This is a genomic window from Achromobacter ruhlandii (genome assembly GCF_902859695.1).
GTDB lineage: Bacteria > Pseudomonadota > Gammaproteobacteria > Burkholderiales > Burkholderiaceae_B > Achromobacter > Achromobacter ruhlandii.
Genome location: NZ_CADIJL010000006.1, coordinates 105319 through 121952 on the forward strand (window position 1 = coordinate 105319; position 16634 = coordinate 121952).

The 16634-nt window shown below is 69.5% G+C and carries 14 protein-coding genes; 8 read left to right on the forward strand and 6 right to left on the reverse strand.

Translation table 11 applies throughout. The features are described 5' to 3' along the window. Window positions 1–305 precede the first annotated feature (305 nt). The 3 genes from nirB to HV742_RS10235 are packed head-to-tail and all read left to right on the forward strand — an operon-like array spanning window position 306 to window position 4563. Window positions 306–2858 carry a nitrite reductase large subunit NirB gene (gene nirB / locus HV742_RS10225; protein WP_175144976.1) on the forward strand — a complete coding sequence of 851 codons (2553 nt, stop codon included), beginning with the start codon at window positions 306–308 and terminating at the stop codon, window positions 2856–2858. Continuing rightward, on the forward strand, window positions 2858–3262 hold the full coding sequence (gene nirD / locus HV742_RS10230; protein ID WP_063582206.1) for a nitrite reductase small subunit NirD: 405 nt from the start codon (window positions 2858–2860) through the stop codon (window positions 3260–3262). Before nirB ends, nirD begins: the two co-directional genes overlap by 1 nt. 11 nt (window positions 3263–3273) lie before the next feature. Then, window positions 3274–4563, forward strand: a complete 1290-nt coding sequence (locus HV742_RS10235) for a nitrate- and nitrite sensing domain-containing protein (RefSeq protein ID WP_175144978.1) — start codon at window positions 3274–3276, stop codon at window positions 4561–4563. Here the strand turns inward: HV742_RS10235 and HV742_RS10240 are convergent. After that, the gene (locus HV742_RS10240) at window positions 4560–5372 is read right to left on the reverse strand and encodes a metallophosphoesterase (protein ID WP_175144980.1); all 813 of its coding nucleotides are present in this window, start codon (window positions 5370–5372) and stop codon (window positions 4560–4562) included. The genes HV742_RS10235 and HV742_RS10240 overlap by 4 nt on opposite strands. 72 nt (window positions 5373–5444) lie before the next feature. Here HV742_RS10240 and HV742_RS10245 point away from each other — a divergent pair, with 72 nt between their 5' ends. Both HV742_RS10245 and HV742_RS10250 read left to right on the forward strand, forming a co-directional pair. Then, window positions 5445–6422 (forward strand): GNAT family N-acetyltransferase, encoded by a 978-nt coding sequence (locus tag HV742_RS10245; protein WP_049075894.1) that lies wholly within the window; start codon window positions 5445–5447, stop codon window positions 6420–6422. Window positions 6423–6788: 366 nt separating this feature from the next. Next, window positions 6789–9032, forward strand: a complete 2244-nt coding sequence (locus tag HV742_RS10250) for a phosphocholine-specific phospholipase C (protein ID WP_175144981.1) — start codon at window positions 6789–6791, stop codon at window positions 9030–9032. Window positions 9033–9045: 13 nt separating this feature from the next. On the opposite strand, the gene HV742_RS10255 is transcribed toward HV742_RS10250, so the two are convergent. Together HV742_RS10255 and HV742_RS10260 are read right to left on the reverse strand one after the other, a co-directional pair. Further along, window positions 9046–10458 (reverse strand): DUF2252 domain-containing protein, encoded by a 1413-nt coding sequence (locus tag HV742_RS10255; RefSeq protein WP_175144983.1) that lies wholly within the window; start codon window positions 10456–10458, stop codon window positions 9046–9048. A 165-nt stretch (window positions 10459–10623) separates the two neighbouring features. Continuing rightward, complete coding sequence (locus HV742_RS10260) at window positions 10624–11274, reverse strand: response regulator (RefSeq protein WP_049075889.1); 651 nt, start codon at window positions 11272–11274, stop codon at window positions 10624–10626. Between the two features lie 404 nt (window positions 11275–11678). On the opposite strand from HV742_RS10260, the gene HV742_RS10265 reads away from it, so the two are divergent. Beyond that, window positions 11679–12491: a hypothetical protein gene (locus HV742_RS10265; protein ID WP_175144985.1), complete on the forward strand. Its 813-nt coding sequence runs from the start codon at window positions 11679–11681 to the stop codon at window positions 12489–12491. A gap of 5 nt (window positions 12492–12496) precedes the next feature. On the opposite strand, the gene HV742_RS10270 is transcribed toward HV742_RS10265, so the two are convergent. Continuing rightward, window positions 12497–12943, reverse strand: a complete 447-nt coding sequence (locus HV742_RS10270) for a GvpU-like protein (RefSeq protein ID WP_174539047.1) — start codon at window positions 12941–12943, stop codon at window positions 12497–12499. Window positions 12944–13117: 174 nt separating this feature from the next. Between HV742_RS10270 and HV742_RS10275 the strand changes: the two genes are divergently transcribed. Further along, window positions 13118–13498 (forward strand): hypothetical protein, encoded by a 381-nt coding sequence (locus HV742_RS10275; RefSeq protein ID WP_049075886.1) that lies wholly within the window; start codon window positions 13118–13120, stop codon window positions 13496–13498. A gap of 33 nt (window positions 13499–13531) precedes the next feature. Here HV742_RS10275 and HV742_RS10280 read toward each other — a convergent pair whose 3' ends face one another. Next, on the reverse strand, window positions 13532–14548 hold the full coding sequence (locus tag HV742_RS10280) for a helix-turn-helix transcriptional regulator (protein ID WP_054415483.1): 1017 nt from the start codon (window positions 14546–14548) through the stop codon (window positions 13532–13534). 116 nt (window positions 14549–14664) lie between these two features. Here HV742_RS10280 and HV742_RS10285 point away from each other — a divergent pair, with 116 nt between their 5' ends. Next, the gene (locus tag HV742_RS10285) at window positions 14665–15273 is read left to right on the forward strand and encodes a glutathione S-transferase family protein (RefSeq protein ID WP_049075884.1); all 609 of its coding nucleotides are present in this window, start codon (window positions 14665–14667) and stop codon (window positions 15271–15273) included. 22 nt (window positions 15274–15295) lie between these two features. Here HV742_RS10285 and HV742_RS10290 read toward each other — a convergent pair whose 3' ends face one another. Further along, window positions 15296–16618 carry a ParB/Srx family N-terminal domain-containing protein gene (locus HV742_RS10290; RefSeq protein WP_054415274.1) on the reverse strand — a complete coding sequence of 441 codons (1323 nt, stop codon included), beginning with the start codon at window positions 16616–16618 and terminating at the stop codon, window positions 15296–15298. Between the last annotated feature and the right edge of the window lie 16 nt (window positions 16619–16634).

Genomic DNA, 16634 nt, shown 5'->3' on the forward strand with positions numbered 1-16634 from the left:
GTCGATGCAAGTTCCATGCCAGTCGGCCGCCGCCGGCGGACCACGCCGCACGCGGACCGGCGGCGCGCGCGGCGGTGCGCGGCCGCACCGCATTGGTGCGCCTTCGAACCGTTTGGGTGCGCGGTGGACGCGCCGGCGCGCCGCTGCGCGGGCGCCAGCGCGATGGCATGCTTATTGCTTTGTTTGCCATACCGGGCCCGTGTCCGGCCAGACAACGCGAGCATTGCAGGCAACGGCGCCCGGACCCACCAGTCCCGGGCGCCGTTTGTCTTTTGAAACCCGAACGGCCCAGCCTGGATAGCCCCATGAGCACAGCGACCTCAACGACCCTCAAGCAGACCCTGATCGTCATCGGCAACGGCATGGTCGGCCATCACTGCGTCGAGCAACTGATCGAGCGCGGCGCGCTGGCGCGCTACCGCATCCTGGTGTTCGGCGAAGAGACCCGGCGCGCCTACGATCGCGTGCACCTGTCCGAATACATCGGCGGGCGCGATGCCGAATCGATGGCCATGAGCGACGCCGCGTTCTATGAACGGCCGGGCCTGTCGCTGCGGCTGGGCACGCCGGTGCTGCGCATCGATCGCCACGCGCGGCAGGTGGTGACGGCCGAGGGCAGCCATGGCTACGACAAGCTGGTGCTGGCCACCGGCTCCTATCCCTTCGTGCCGCCGATCGCCGGCGCCGACGGGGCCTCGCGCCTGGTGTACCGCACGCTCGATGACCTGGACCAGATCCGCGCGGCGGCCGATGGCGCCCGGCGCGGCGTGGTGGTCGGCGGCGGCCTGCTGGGCCTGGAGGCCGCCAACGCGCTCAAGTCGCTTGGGCTGGAAGCGCATGTGGTCGAGTTCGCGCCGCGCCTGATGCCGGTGCAGCTGGACGAGGCCGGCGGCGCCGCGCTCAAGGCGCGCATCGAGGCGCTGGGCGTGGGCGTGCACCTGTCGCGCGCCACGCAGGAAATCAAGGAAGGCACGCAATACCGCTACCGCATGCGGTTCGCCGAAGGCGCGCCGCTGGAAACCGACCTGATCGTGTTCTCGGCCGGCATCCGGCCGCGCGACGGCCTGGCGCGCCAGGCGGGACTGACCGTGGCCGAACGCGGCGGCATTGCCGTCGACGGCTATTGCCGCAGCAGCGATGCGTCGATCTACGCCATCGGCGAATGCGCCGCGTTCGACGGCGCCATCTTCGGCCTGGTGGCGCCCGGCTACCAGATGGCGCGCGTCGCCGCCGCCGACCTCTGTGACGACGACAGCGCGCCGTTCGCCGGCGCCGATATGTCGACCAAGCTCAAGCTGCTGGGCGTGGACGTCGGCTCGATCGGCGATGCCCACGGCGCCACGCCCGGCGCGCGCAGCTATCGCTACATCGACGAGGCCGGCGCCTCGTACCGCCGCCTGGTGGTGTCGGCCGACGGCAAGCGCGTATTGGGCGCAGTGCTGGTGGGCGACAACAGCTACTACGACACCCTGCTGCAATACGCGCAGAACGGCATCGCGCCGCCGGCCGATCCGGCCAGCCTGATCCTGCCCGCCGGGCAGGCCGCGCCCATGCTGGGCGCGGCGGCGCTGCCGGCCAGCGCCACCATCTGTTCGTGCCACAACGTCAGCAAGGCCGCCATCTGTGACGCGCTGGACGGCGGCTGCGCCGACGTCGCCGGCGTCAAGGCCTGCACCAAGGCCGCCACCGGCTGCGGCGGCTGCGCGGCCCTGCTCAAGCAGGTGGTGGAACACGAACTGGCGAGCCGCGGCGTCGCGGTGGACAAGAGCCTGTGCGAGCACTTCGCCTACACCCGCCAGGAACTCTACGCCATCGTGCGGGTGCAGGGCATCGAATCGTTCGAGGAACTGCTGGCGCGCCATGGCCGCGGCCACGTCGGCTGCGACCTGTGCAAGCCCACCGTGGCGTCGATCCTGGCCTCGTGCTGGAATCGCCCGATCCAGGATCCTCACCTGGTGCCGCTGCAGGACACCAACGACACCTTCATGGCCAACATGCAGAAGAACGGCACCTATTCGGTGGTGCCGCGCATTCCGGGCGGCGAGGTCACGCCCGACGGCCTGATCGCGATCGGCGCGGTGGCCAAGAAATACAAGCTCTACACCAAGATCACCGGCGGCCAGCGCATCGACCTGTTCGGCGCGCAGTTGCACGAGCTGCCCGACATCTGGGCCGAACTGATCGCCGCCGGCTTCGAGACCGGCCACGCCTACGGCAAGTCCACCCGCACCGTGAAGTCCTGCGTCGGCAGCACCTGGTGCCGCTACGGCGTGCAGGACAGCGTCGCCATGGCGCTGCGTATCGAAGACCGCTATAAGGGCCTGCGCGCGCCGCACAAGCTCAAGTTCGCGGTTTCGGGCTGCACCCGCGAATGCGCCGAGGCGCAAAGCAAGGACATCGGCGTCATCGCCACCGAGAACGGCTGGAACCTGTACGTGTGCGGCAACGGCGGCATGCGGCCGCGCCACGCCGAACTATTCGCCCAGGACCTGGACGACGCCACGCTGATCCGCTACATCGACCGCCTGCTGATGTTCTACATCCGCACGGCCGACAAGCTGCAGCGCACCTCGGTCTGGCGCGAGTCGCTGGAAGGCGGCCTGGATTACCTGAAGGCCGTGGTCATCGACGACAGCCTGGGGCTGGGCGCCGAACTGGAGGCGCAGATGCAGTTGGTGGTGGACCGCTACGAATGCGAATGGGCCAATGCCCTGTCCGACCCGGAAAAGCTCAAGCGTTTCCGCACCTTCGTCAACAGCGCCGCGGCGGACCCGGACATCCGCTTCGTGCAGGAGCGCGGCCAGCCGCGCCCCGCGCCGGCCGCGCGCGTGATTCCCATCGCCGAGGAGCTTGCCTGATGCGTTCGAATGCCGTGATTGCCCTGCGCCCGGAGACCGCACGTGACGCCACGCCCGACGCCGCGTCGTGGCGCCCCGCCTGCACCCGCCGCGATCTGGTCGCCGATTCCGGCGTGGTGGCGCTGGTGGACGGCCGCCAGGTAGCCCTGTTCTATCTGCCCGCCGTTGCCGGCGAAACGCTCTACGCCCTCGACAACCGCGACCCGAAATCCGGCGCCAACGTCATCGGCCGCGGCATCATCGGCCACCTGGCCGGCGAACTGGTGGTGGCCTCGCCGCTCTACAAGCAGCACTTCCGTCTGCGCGACGGCGCCTGTGTCGAATATCCCGATCAATCGCTGCGGGCCTGGCCCGTGCGTTTCAATGGCGATGCGGTGGAAGTCCAACCGCCCGCCATGGCTTGAGGGCGACCGCCATGCCGCAGCACGCCATGCCCTCGACCCTGCGCTTCCTCCTGGCCGCCCGCCGCAGCGAGCTGCACGGGCTGGAGGCGCTGGCCAGCACCTGCGAGCTGGCCACCCTGGTCAGCAAGCTGGTGCACGTGCTGCAGAAGGAGCGCGGTTCGTCCAACCTGTACCTGTGCGGCGGCCAGGACGCGCTGCGCCAGACGCTGGCGGGCCTCAGTTCCGACGCCAGCGCGGTCGAGGAAGAAGTGCGCCGCTTCCTCGACCGGCTGGAACCCGACGCCACCCGCAGCGCCGGCAAGGCGCGCCTGCTCAACTGCATCGCGCACGCCCTGTACCGGCTGGACGAACTGCCGCGCACGCGCCGCGCCATCCGCGACCGCCGCGTGGCGGCCGAAGAGGCCGGCGCGGTCTTCACGCGGCTCATCGCCAGCCTGTTCGCGCTGGTGTTCGAAGCCGCCGATTCGTCGCTGGACGCCGGCGTCACGCGGCTGCTGGTGGCGTTGCTGAATTTCATGCAGGGCAAGGAACTGTGCGGCCAGGAGCGCGCCTATGGCGTCATGGGCTACACCGCCGGCTACTTCACCGAGGCGCAGAAGGCTCGCCTGTTGGAACTGGCGGACCTGCAGAAGCGCTGCTTCGACACCTTCGCGCAATACGCCGGCGCGGACGCGCTGGCCGTCTGGGAGCGGGTGGAGCAGGGCGCGGGCCCGGCGCTGCGCATGCGCGACATGGCGCTGCGGACTTCCGCAGCCGAACGCGTCGACGCCGGCCTGGCCGAGCTGTGGTTCGGCCTGTGCACCGAACGCATCGACGCGATGCGCGCGGTCGAGAGCCTGCTGGCCGAGGCCCTCACCCTGCAATGTCACCGCCGCATCGTCGAGACGCGCGCCGAGCTGGACAACCACCGGCTGCTGCTGAGCCGTTTCGCCGACCGCGCCGGCGACGACACGCCGGCGATGCTGTTCCAGCTGCAAGGCCGCATTCTCGACGTGCCGCCGCAGGACGGCGTGGGCGAGGCCATGGAACGCTCCATCCTCGACCTGATGCGCGAGCAGGCGCAACGCCTGCGGCAGTCCGACGACGCGCTGGCGCTGGCGCGCGGCGCGCTGGAGGAGCGGCGCCGGGTCGAGCGCGCCAAGTGGCTGCTGGTCAGCCGCCATGGCCTGAGCGAGCAGGCCGCGCACGATCAGTTGCAGCGCGTTGCGATGGACCGGCGGCGCTCGCTCGACGACGTGGCCCGGCAGGTGCTGGCCGAGCTGGACGGCGCCGGCCTTCCCGATGACGCCGCGGCCGGCTAGGCGTTTGGCACCTGCCACAAGGCGTCGGGCAGGAAGCCTTCCTGTTCGCCCTTCCTGGCGTAGCCCAGCGGATTGGCGACCACGCGGCAACCGTCCTTCACATAGTCCAGCGGACAGTGCAGGTGGCCGTGCATCCATAGGGCGGCCAGCGGCAGCAGGGTGTCCAGCGCGTTGCAGAAGCCGGCGGTGCCCGGCGTGACGCCATAGCGCGGATCGGCGCTGGCCAGGCTCGGCGCGAAGTGCGTGATGGCCACGGTCGGCCCGGCGAACGGCGTGCGCAGCGCCTGTTCCAGCCAGGCCTGGCAGAGCAGTCCCTGCTCGCGCATCTGTTCGGCCATGAACGGCGCGCCATGGCGCCGCATCTGTGCCTTCTCCAGATAGAAATCGGCGGCCCGGAACGCCTTGCCGCGCTTTGCCAGCACCTGCGTCAAGGTGTCGCCCGGCGCGGCCAGCGCGTCGAAATCGGTCCATAGCGTGGTGCCCACCAGGCGCACGCCGTCGAGCACCAGGGTCTCGCGCTCGAGCCAATGGATCCCCAACGCCTCGCACAGCGTGCGCAGCCGGTCGTGGGTCTCGTCGAAATCCAGGTTGTCGTATTCATGATTGCCCGGCACGTAGACCACGGGCGTCGGCCAGCCATGGCGCGGCGAATAGCGGCCCAGGCCGAAGTCGTCCGTCGTCAGCCTGGAGCGCGGCTGGTACGAGCCGATGTCGCCGGCCAGCACCAGCAGGTCCGCGCCCGGGATGGGGTGGGCGACGAAGCCGGGATCGGATTCCAGGTGCAGATCGGACAGCAATTGAATTTTCATGGGCCGGGGGCTTGTTTTGGTTGCGATTCGCAAGTAAATTAGTTGCGACCCGCAACTTCAGGACGCGTCATCATGGATCTTATCGATTTTCCCACCCGTTCCCGGGAACAGACCATCCGCGACCTGCGGGAATTCTCGCGCAAGCTGGTGCGCGAACTGGGTTTCATGCGGCCGTCCCTGGCCGGCAGCGACCTGGCGCCGTCGGCCGTGCACGCGATCATCGAGATCGGCCTGCAGCCTGGTATCCAGGCGCGCGACCTGGCCCTGGTGCTGCGGCTGGACAAGTCCAATACCAGCCGCCAGGTCGCCAAGCTCGAAGCCGCCGGCCTGGTGGCGCGCGAGAGCGACAGCGGCGACGCGCGCGCCTCGCGCCTGTCGCTCACGCCCGCCGGCCTGGACCTGCGCAACCGCATCGACCAGTTCGCCACCGAGCAGGTCTCGCGCGCGCTGCGGCAGCTGGCCCCGCCCGACCAGGAAATCCTGGTGCGCTACCTGTCCTTGTATGCCGACGCCTTGTCGCGCGAAAACCCCAACACCCGCGCCGCGCAGGCCAGCGACGCGATCGAGTCGCAGATCCAGGAAGGCTACGCGCCCGGCTGTATCGGCGACGTGGCCGGCCTGCACGCGCGCTACTACGCCCAGGCCGCCGGCTTCGGCGTGGTGTTCGAGCGCCTGGTGGCGACGGGGCTGGCGGCCTTCGCGGAGAGCCTGCCCGCGCCCGGCAAGAACCTGTGGCGCTACACCGACGGCAACCGCACGCTGGCCTCCATCGCCATCGACAGTGACCTCGCGGCGCGCACGGCGCATCTGCGCTGGTTCATTGTCGATGAATCGCTGCGCGGCATGGGCGTGGGGCGGGCCCTGCTGGCGCGCGCCATGGCCTTCGTCGACGCGCTCGACATTGACGAAACGTATCTGTGGACCTTCAAGGGCCTGGACGCCGCGCGCCACCTGTATGAGTCGGCCGGCTTCGTGCTGACCCAGGAAGCCGAGGGCACGCAATGGGGCGGCGTGGTGGTCGAACAGCGCTTCAGCCGCCCGGCGCGCTGACCTCGCGCTGACGCATCTGGACACACACTGAGGCCGCGCGCACGCGCCGCGGCCCGCTTCGACGCGTCCGCTTTCACGGCGCTGTCACTTCGCGTTCCTAGACTCGCTGGGGTCTTGCCGATGCTTCGCGGCAAGGTTGGTCCTCCTCTTTCCAAAGAACCTCCCCCATGCCCTCCACGTGTCTCGCAAGAACCCTTGCCGCGGTCCTGTTCGCCGCCGCCACGCTCGTCGCCTGTGGCGGCGACGACGATTCCCCGGATGATCCCGCCCCGCCGCCGACCACCGAACAACCCAAGCCCGCGCCGCAATTGCGTTGCGCGCCATGAGCGGCGGTTGCGCCGACCTCCACGAATCCGAGTCCACCCGATGACCTCCCGCCGCAACTTTCTCCAGACCGCCGCCGGCGCGGGCTTTGCCGCCGCCGCGCTCGCCGCATTTCCGCCCAGCATCCGCCGCGCCCTCGCCATTCCCGCCAACAACGCCACCGGCACCATCAAGGATGTCGAGCATGTGATCATCCTGATGCAGGAGAACCGCTCGTTCGATCATTACTTTGGCACGCTCAAGGGCGTGCGCGGTTTCGGCGATCGCTTCCCCATTCCGCTGGCCAACGGCCGCAGGGTCTGGCAGCAGCAGCGCGCCAATGGCGCCGTGCTGACGCCGTTCCATATCGACGGCAGCAGCCACAACGCGCAGCGCGCCGCCGGCACGCCGCACAGCTGGGACGACAGCCAGAAGGCCTGGGACGGCGGCCGCATGGCGCAATGGCCCACGCACAAGAACGATATCTCCATGGGCTACTTCAAGGAAAGCGAGATCCCGTTCCAGTTCGCGCTCGCCAACGCCTTCACCCTGTGCGACGCCTACCATTGTTCGATGCACACCGGCACCGACGCCAACCGCTCGTTCCACCTGACCGGCACCAACGGCGCCGTGCCCACCAACACCGCCTTCGTCAACAACGAATGGGACTGGATCGACGGCCTGCCGGCCAACGTCAACAAGGGCTACACCTGGACGACCTATGCCGAGCGGCTGGAACGGGCCGGCGTCAGCTGGATCTCGTACCAGAACATGCCCGATGAATGGGGTGACAACATGCTGGGCGCGTTCCGCGCGTTCCGCCAGGCCAACGTGAGTTCCGGCTATCCGGTGTCCAGCGGCGGCGAGCCCGGCGTGCCTTATGCCAACACCGGCCAGGCGCTGCCGTACAAGGCCTACGATCCGGCCACCGACAACGCCGCCAACCCGCTCTACAAGGGCGTGGCCAACACGCTGCCGGGCGCCGCGCCCGAGAACTACCTGGACGCCTTCAAGCGCGACATCCGCGAAGGCCGCTTGCCACAGGTAAGCTGGATGAACGCGCCGTCCATCTATTGCGAACACCCGGGCCCGTCCAGCCCCGTGCAGGGCGCCTGGTTCCTGCAGGAAGTGCTGGATGCGCTGACTGCCGTGCCCGAGGTCTGGAGCAAGACGGTGCTGCTGGTGAATTTCGACGAGAACGATGGCTACTTCGACCACGTGCCGTCGCCGTCCGCGCCGTCGCGCGATGCCGGCGGCACCCCTGCCGGCAAGACCACGCTGGCCGATGCCGACATGGCGTTCGAGTACTTCACGCACGCCTCGCCCGCCGGCAGCACAACCCAGCCGGCGATCAAGGATGGTCGCGTCTACGGCCCCGGCCCGCGCGTGCCGATGTTCGTGATCTCGCCCTGGAGCCGAGGCGGCTGGGTCAACTCGCAGGTGTTCGACCACACCTCGGTGCTGCGTTTCCTGGAGGCGCGCTTCGGCGTGGCCGAGCCCAACATCAGCCCCTTCCGCCGCGCGGTCTGCGGCGACCTGACCAGCGCCTTCAACTTCAAGACGCCCAACGCCGAGGCGCTGCCGACGCTGGCCGGGCGCGCCACGCGCGCGGCCGCCGATCAGTTGCGCAGCGCGCAGGAAGCCCTGCCGCAGATGCCGCTGCCCACCGACATGCAGCTGCCGCTGCAGGCCAGCGGCACGCGCCCGTCGCGCGCGCTGCCCTACGAACTGCACACCAGCGCGCGCTGCGCCGCGGCCGGCACGGTGGAACTGGTGTTCGCCAACACGGGCACGCAGGGCGCGGTGTTCCACGTCTATGACCGCTATCACCTGGACCGGCTGCCGCGCCGCTACGCGGTCGAGGCCGGCAAGACGCTGTCCGACACCTGGAACGCGCTGCTGGACAACCTGGGCAGGTACGACCTGTGGGTGCTGGGCCCGAACGGCTATCACCGCCATTTCAAGGGCGACACCCACCGCATCGCCGACAGCGGTTCGCTGCCCGAGATCCGGGTCTGCTACGACATTGCCAATGGCGAGGTCTACGCCGAGTTCCTCAACACCGGCGCCAACGCCTGCACCTTCACCGTGACGCCGCAGGCCTACCGGCAGGACGCGCCGTTGGCGCTGGAGGTCGCGGGCGGGGGCAAGGCCACGCGCAATTGGAACCTGGCGGCCAGCGGCCAGTGGTACGACTTCGCTGTCACTTGCTCCAGCGACCCGACGTTCCACCGCCGCTTCGCCGGTCGCGTCGAGACCGGCGCGCACACGGTCAGCGATCCGGCCATGGGCGTGGCCGACGCCTGACGGACGGGGGCGGTCAGACGCGGAAGTCCGCCGCAATGTCCTCGTCGGTGCGCATGGGCAGCCTGCCCGCGCGGCACGCGTCGAGGAACTGGCGGTAGTCCTTCTCGTTCTGCCGCGCGTAGTCGTGGGCGTAGGTCAGCAGCGCCTCCGGAAAGGCGTCCGCGCGCCCCATGTAGGCGGCCAGCTCCACCGCATGCCCGCTGGCCTTGGCATGGGCGCGCGCCAGCGCCCGGCCGCACATGCGGCCGTATCCCTTCAGGATCTTCTGGTTGAAGCTCTCGATATCCGCCGATACCTTCATGTCGCGCAACTGGCGGAAGTAATAGTGCTTGCCGCGCGGGCCGGTCGACCAGCCCAGGAAGATGTCGCTGGCCGCCTGCAGCAATCGTTGCCCTGTCACCACGCGGAAGCCGCCATGCGGCGGCGCCTTGTCGCGGGCGTACCGCGCGATCACGGACTCGCGCGCCTCCTTGGCCTGCAGGAACAGGGGATTGCCCCAGCTATCGACCAGCAGCGCCACCAGGCACACGGTGCCGACGCTGCCCACGCCCACCACCTTGAACACCACATCCTGCACCGAGAAATGCTTGAGCAGCTCGCGCCGGTCCGGCGTCAGGCTATCGAGATAGCCGCCGAAGCACTTGGCCATCTTCTTTTTCCAGGTGGCGGTGTCGGGCCAGTGTTCGTCCTTGCCCAGCAGGGTGACGGGGCCCGATGGATGGAACATCGCCGGCGGAGCGTCGCGGATGCGCCACAGACCGCCGTCCTGATACGCCATCTTGCGCAGCATGCTCTCGTTGGTGCGGCCGGCGGCCTTTTCCATCGCCTTGGCGATCAGCCGGCGGCCTTCGGGCGTCTCGGCATCCTGCAGCATGCGTTCGAACGTGAGACCGTCATACCAGATGTCCAGGGTGCTGTTCTGCGCGTACTCGTTCATCCGCGACTGGTACTCGGTGGCCGCCGCCATGACGATGTCGGCGCTGTCGCCGCGACCGTAGCCCATGTGCGTCGCCGCCACGGCCAGGCTGGCCGTCAGGCGTTTGATGTCCCATTCCCAGGGGCCCGGGGCGGTTTCGTCGAAATCGTTCAGGTCGAACAGCAACTGGCGCTCGGGCGTGGCGAACCCGCCGAAGTTGAGCAGATGGGCGTCGCCGCACAGCGGAATCGAAATGCCGGTATGAGGCGTGCCGGCCAGATCGTGCGCCTGCAGGATGGCGGCGCCGCGAAAGAAGGTGAAGGGCGAAGCCGCCATGCGACCGTAGCGCAGGGGAATCAGGGCCTTGACGCGGCCCAGGCTGTTGCTGCGCTGCAGCCTGACCGGATCGCGGTCGACATTGCCGACCGCCGCGTGCGACGAACGCTTGACGAGTTCCCGGGCCTTCTGTCCGGAGGACCTGCGCGCTTGGATGCTGTCTGTCTCGAGCATGGCGGTTCCCTGGTCGCGGACCGGTACCGATGACCGGCCTGACGGCGGCAGTGTAACGGGAGCGCGGCGGCGCGGCCAGCCCTCCGGCGGCCCACCGCCTGGCCGCTGGCCACGTCCGTGGATTGCGGCGTCCTGCCCATCTGCTCGATCAGCTTGATCGAGACTCTACTGGAACATGCCGCTTTCAACGCAGAAGGTGACCAGTTCCTGGTCGGTCTGCACGTTCAGCTTGCGCATGGCCGAGATCTTCTGGCCGCTGACGGTCTTGACGCTGCGCTTGAGGCTGTCGGCCACCTGCATCATCGATTCGCCGCGGATGAAGTGGCGCAGCACCTCGAATTCCTTGGGCGACAGGCTGTTGATGCGCTCGCCGATGAACTTGCTGCGGGCCGCCAGCGTGCCGTCGCGCTGGAAGCCCGGCGGGTAATACTTGCGGCCCAGTTGCAGCGCATGCAGGGCAGTGACGATCTCGCCCAGGTTGTCGTGCTTGAACACCACCGCGTCGACGCCGGCGTCGTACAGCGCCGAGATGATCATGGGGTTGGACACCATGGTCAGCACCACGATGCGGGTGTCGGCGTAGTGCCGGATCAGGTACTTGATCAGGCGGATGCCATCGCCGTAGATCTCGTCGCCCGGCATCGAATAGTCGGTGATGACGACGTGGGGCTGATCGCGCGCCAGTTGCTCGACCAGCGCGGTCGGCGTACCCAGCGTGGCGACGACGTCGAAGCTCAGGTCTTTGTGCAGCAGGTCGGTCATGGCCATCAGCACCAGCGGGTGGTCGTCGGCGATGACGATGCGGAGTCTTTGCATGCGGGGTGCAGTCAGGTGGGCCGGTTGGGCATACGGATTATTCTGCACCAGGATCCGGACATTGAACCAGAATGTTGCGAGGCCGGGCGTAAGACGAAATCGTATGGTCCACGGCCGGCCCCGGCCATAAGAAGAATCTCAAAAACAGGGACGCTAACGTGGACCCACGGAGTCCGCGGGTTCTCGCCGGGGTTTTTGCCGGATTCGTCCGAGCGAGCGGGCGGATTGAGAATTTTCTTGTTCAATCGTCTGGCGCCGTTTGGCACCATCCTCGTCGTATCCGCTTCCGTCTCGCGGCGCGCCAGGCCGCGCCCGGCATTGCGGCGCTCCCGCGCCCACACGAGGTTCCATGATGTCTTCCTCCACACGCCGCGTCTGGCCGGCGCCTGTGGCCCGGCTTCACCATGGGTGACGCCGTTTCCCCGTGGCCCCCGCGCGAGGAATCCCTGTTCCTGCGGTTCCAGCCGGTGTTCACGGCGCAGGGCCGGGTGCATGAATACGCGGTGGCCGGCAGCCTGATGCCGGCGCGCGGCGGCGGGCCGGGCCTGTTGTCCCAGCGCGCCCGCTTGCGGGCCACCGCCGCCTTCGCCGCGCAGTTTTCCATTCCCATCGACTTTTCCTTCGAGCACGCCCTGGCCGCGCCTGACGACACCGACCTGGCGCGGCGTCTGTGCGCCGACCTGGATATCGGCCTGATAGGCGATTTCCTGTGCTTCGGCGCGCCCGACGCGCTCACGGCGCCGCGCCTGTCCGGCCAGCGGCTGGTGTTCGACCTGCCCCTGATCCGGCGCCTGTCGCCCCACGCCACCGCGCTGGCCGGCTACACCGAATTCCGCGCCAGCCTGCGCACGCGTCTGTTGCCGGCCAGTTGCGGCGGCAAGTTCGTGCCCGGCGGCAGCCTGCGCGTCGAAGGGCTGACGGTGCGGATTCCGCGTGGGCTGGGCAGCGACCGCGCCCTGCAGCGCCGCTTTCTCTGCCTGATGGGGTGCGCCGCCAGCGCCAGGCTGACGCTGGTGGTGGACGCCATCGACGACATGCACGACTTCGTCTGGCTGCGTCGCCAGGACGGCCTGCTGTTCCGTGGCACGGCATTGTCCGCGCCGCTCAGTGCGCAATGCCTGGAGGTCTGGCTGCGCGCCGACGGCGATGCCTGGCGCAGCTTCAACGCCTGTATCGCGCGGCCTGGCTGGACCGACCGCCCGCCGCCCGGGAACTAGCCGTTTCACCCGGCCTGCAGGCGCCCCAGGATGAAGCCATCCACCGCGCTGCTGCGTCCGCGCCACAGCGTGGGTTGGCCCGCGATCGGGGTGCCGTCGGCGGTGAAGAACAGCGCGTCGGCCAGGTGGATGTAGTTGGGCAGCGGCTCGGCCGGTTGCGGCAGGCGGAACACATCGCCCAGCTCGGCCAGCGACGTACGCACCGCTTGCCGCGCCGGCGGCTCCATGTCGGACAGCGAATCGGCGAAGGCCGCGGCGAAGCGGTCGAAATACTCCGCGCCCGACACGATCGAGCCGGACACCAGCATGCCACCCATCTGCAGCGTCACGCCAATGCTTTCCAGCTGTCCGCCGTTGTTCACCAGGTTCACCAGGAACTGCAGGAAGACATCGGCCGGGGGCGTGGGCGGGGCGGGGGATCTGGGGGTGTCGAGGGTCGGGTCGAGACTCATGGCGGCGCATGCTCCGGAATAGGTAAGGGTGACACAAGATACTTGAAGCCGGGCCGGCGCGCATCGGGTGCAATCGGCTGATAAGCGCGGCGATCAGGCGCCTGTCCCGGGCTTCGCCCGGCCGCGATTGCAGTAACTTGCGGACAATCGAGACCCTGCATGCAAAGGCCATTCATGATTGCCATCGATCCCTCGTCCGCCACCCGGTCGTCCGCCACCCGCCAGTCCGCCGCCGGGGCGGACCCCGGCGCGTTCCGCGCCGCCTTCGCCGACGCGCGCCAGCGCGGCGCCTCGGCCCTGGCCGGCGGCCTGGCCGGCGCCGCGCCGTCCGGCGCATCCGAGTCCGAGCAGGAATTCCTGGACTACGCGTCCATGTCCTTGCAGGACAAGATGTTCTACGCCGCGCTGGCCTCGCTCGGCATCTCCAAGAAGGACTACGACGCCATGTCGGCGGCGGACAAGCTCAAGATCGCCGACAAGGTGGCGCTGGCCCTGCGCCAGCTGGCCGAAGCCGAACAGGCCAAACAGGCCGAGCGGGACGGCCGCGCCGTCTGACCTCGCGGCGCTCGGCCGGGAGCGCCTTGCGCATCAAGGCGCCGGGGGCCGCCGTCCGGCGTGCGCGGCCGGGTCGGATTCGCGCGCGGCATGGCGTTCCAGCATGCGTGCCACCCGTTCGCCCGCCTGCCGCAGGCGCTGCGCCAGCGCGGTCGGCGCCAGTACATCGAATTCCACGTCCAGCGTCATCAGCCAATACGCCAGCGCGTCCGGCGACTGCCCGGCGCAGCGCAACAGGCAGCGGTCCTCGTCCAGCGCTTCCAGTTCGCCGGCCCACGGCGGAATGCGCGCCGCCATGGCCGCGCGCGGCGCGTGCAGGACGACGCGGGCGTCCTCGGCGTTGGGCGCGTGGCCCACGGAGCGCGCCACATAGCCGCGCAGGTCGCCGCCATCGGGCGGCGGCCGGGGACGAAAGTGCGCGCCCGGTGTCACCGCGCCGGCGATACGGTCGAGCCGGAACGTGCGCCAGTCGTCGCGCGCCGGGTCCCAGGCCACCAGGTACCAGCGCCAGCCCGTGTGCGCCAGTCCCTGCGGTTCGACCTGGCGCGTGCTGGCCTGGCCGCGGCCGTCGGTGTAGTCGAAGCACACGCGCAACTGGTCGCGGCAGGCGGCGGCCAGCGCGGCCAGCAGGCCGGCATCCACCAGCGGCGTGTGGCGCGCCAGCGGCACCAGCGCCGAGCGCAGCGCATCCATCTTGTGGCGCAAGCGGGCGGGCATCACCTGTTCCAGCTTGACCAGCGCCCGCAGCGCGGCTTCCTCGATGCCGGCGACCGTGCCGGTGGCGGCGGTGCGCAGGGTGATCGCCACCGTCAAGGCTTCGTCGTCGTCCAGCAGCAGGGGCGGCAGCGCATGCCCGGCGCGAAACGCATAGCCGCCCGCCACGCCGCTGCTGGCCTGGATCGGGTAGCCCAGCTCGCGCAGCCGGTCGATGTCGCGCCGCAGGGTGCGGGGGTGGACTTCGAGCGCCTGCGCCAGTTCGCCGCCCGCCCAGTGGCGGCGGGTTTGCAGCAGCGCAAGCAGGCGCAGGAGGCGGTTGCTGGAGGTAAGCATGGCGTCGACAATAAAACCCATCGAGGGCGGAAACTGTCCGCAATGGATTCTACAGTTCATCCCGTCGCCAGCGGCCATGGGGCCGCGGCGGGAATCCCTCGAACGGAGTCTGTTCCATGTCTATCGTCTTCTATTGGCACCCCCAGTCCAGCGCCTCCCCGATCGCCGCCGCCCTGGAGGAACTGCAAGTCCCGCACGAACGCGTGAAGGTGGACATCCGCGCCGGCGAGCAGCGCCGGCCCGAATTCCTGGCGATCAATCCGAATGGCAAGGTGCCGACCCTGACCGTGGACGGCGCGCCCTTGTTCGAGGGCCTGGCGATCCAGCTGTGGCTGGGCGAGCAATGGGGCGTCGAACGCGGCCTGTGGCCGGCGGCCGGCACGCCGCAGCGCCTGGCCGCCATGTCCTGGTGCGCCTGGGCCTATGTGTCGTATGGCGCGGTGCTGTGGCGCCTGTTCCATGTGGGCCATGGCGAGGCCGGCCAGCGCGACCCGGGCCAGGCCGAACGGGCGCTGGCCGATCTGGATTCGCTGCTGGCGGTGCTGGACGGACATCTGGCGCGCCAGCCCTGGATGCTGGGCGCCGAATATTCACTGGCCGACCTGGTGGTGGGGTCGGTGATCGGCTACAGCACGATGCTGGGGGCGCCGGCGGCGGCGCACCCCAAGGTGCAGGCCTGGCTGGGCAAGGTGCAGGCCCGGCCGGCCATGCAGATCGACCGCTGAAGCCGGCCCGCGCGCGGCGCGCTTACCAGCCCCAGCAGGTGCCCGCGGCAGGCTTGCCGCAGGCGCGGTAGTTGACCGCGAACCACAGCTTGCCGGCGCCGCGCGGGCTGCCATCGGACTTGACGTCGTTGCGCGGCAGTTCTTCCAGCGTGTCGCGCGCCGTCTTGGTGGGCGAACCGCTGGGCGCGCCCGCCACCAACGCAATGCGGCCCAGACTGGCGGCCGTGCGGTCCTGGAACACGATGTCGGTGTCGGCCAGCGCGCTCATCTTCAATGCGGCGTTGCGCACCGCGGCGGCATAGCCGTCGTTGGCGCCGGTGGGCGCCAGCGCCGAACTCAACGTGCTCACCGTCAGGATCTGCGCCGGCGTGGCCGGGGCCGCCATGGCGTATTGATCCAGGCCCGCCAGCTGGCCGCCGGCCACCTGGCGGCGCAGCCAGTCGCCCCACAGGAATTCAGCGAACTCGGGCAGGTTGCCGTTGCTGTAGGCGATGTCGCGGGTGAAGTACACCAGCGAGCGGTAGCGGTCTTCCTGCATGCCGCCGGCTTCCTGCGCATTGGCGATGCCCAGGCGCGTCGGCAGTTGGTCCACCGTGATGGGCTGGTTCTGGCCATCGCGCAGCCAGGCCTTGCGTTCATCGACCATGCGCTGCCAGAACGCGGCGGCGGTGCCGACGGTGCTGTAGTTGGCGTCGACCTTGACCCACACCGGCAGCTTGGGGCCGCCGTCGGCGATCTCGCGCAACGACGAGAAGGTGTGATGGCCGTCGGTCAGGTACAGATTGCCATCCCAGCCGACCACCACGGTCTTCAGGCTGGCGGGGTCGGCGCCCATGGCGGCGGTGCAGCCGAACGTGGCGGGCTGGTCCAGGCGCGCGGCCTGCAACTGCGCGATGGTGGTAAAGGGCTGGGACGTGGTGGCGCCCATGTCTTCGCAGTAGTCGCTGAACTTCTTGCCGACCGTGCGGTTCAGGTAGTCCAGCTGCTTGACCGGGTCGGCGGCCCAGGTCGGGCGGTTGAAGTCGCCTTGCCAGCGGCCCAGCTTGTAGTAGATCTGGTCGTAGCCGATCGCGGCCTGGGTCGGACGCAGTTCTTCGATGCGCACCTTGAGCACGTCGCCGGATTTTGCCGCCAGGTAGGCCTGGTTGCGCGTGTCGACCGGCGGCGCCGGGGTTTCGGTCACGGGGCTGGTGACAGGGCTGGCGCCGGGAGCGTCGTCGTCATCGCCGCCGCCGTTGCAGGCGGCCAGCAGCAGCGGCAGCGCGGCCAGGGCCAGGATCCTCAGGGCGGGGCGCCAGCGCGTGGTCAATGGTCGGGGCAGGTCGGGGCAAGGCGTGCGGGTCATGAGTGCGGGGGGCTGG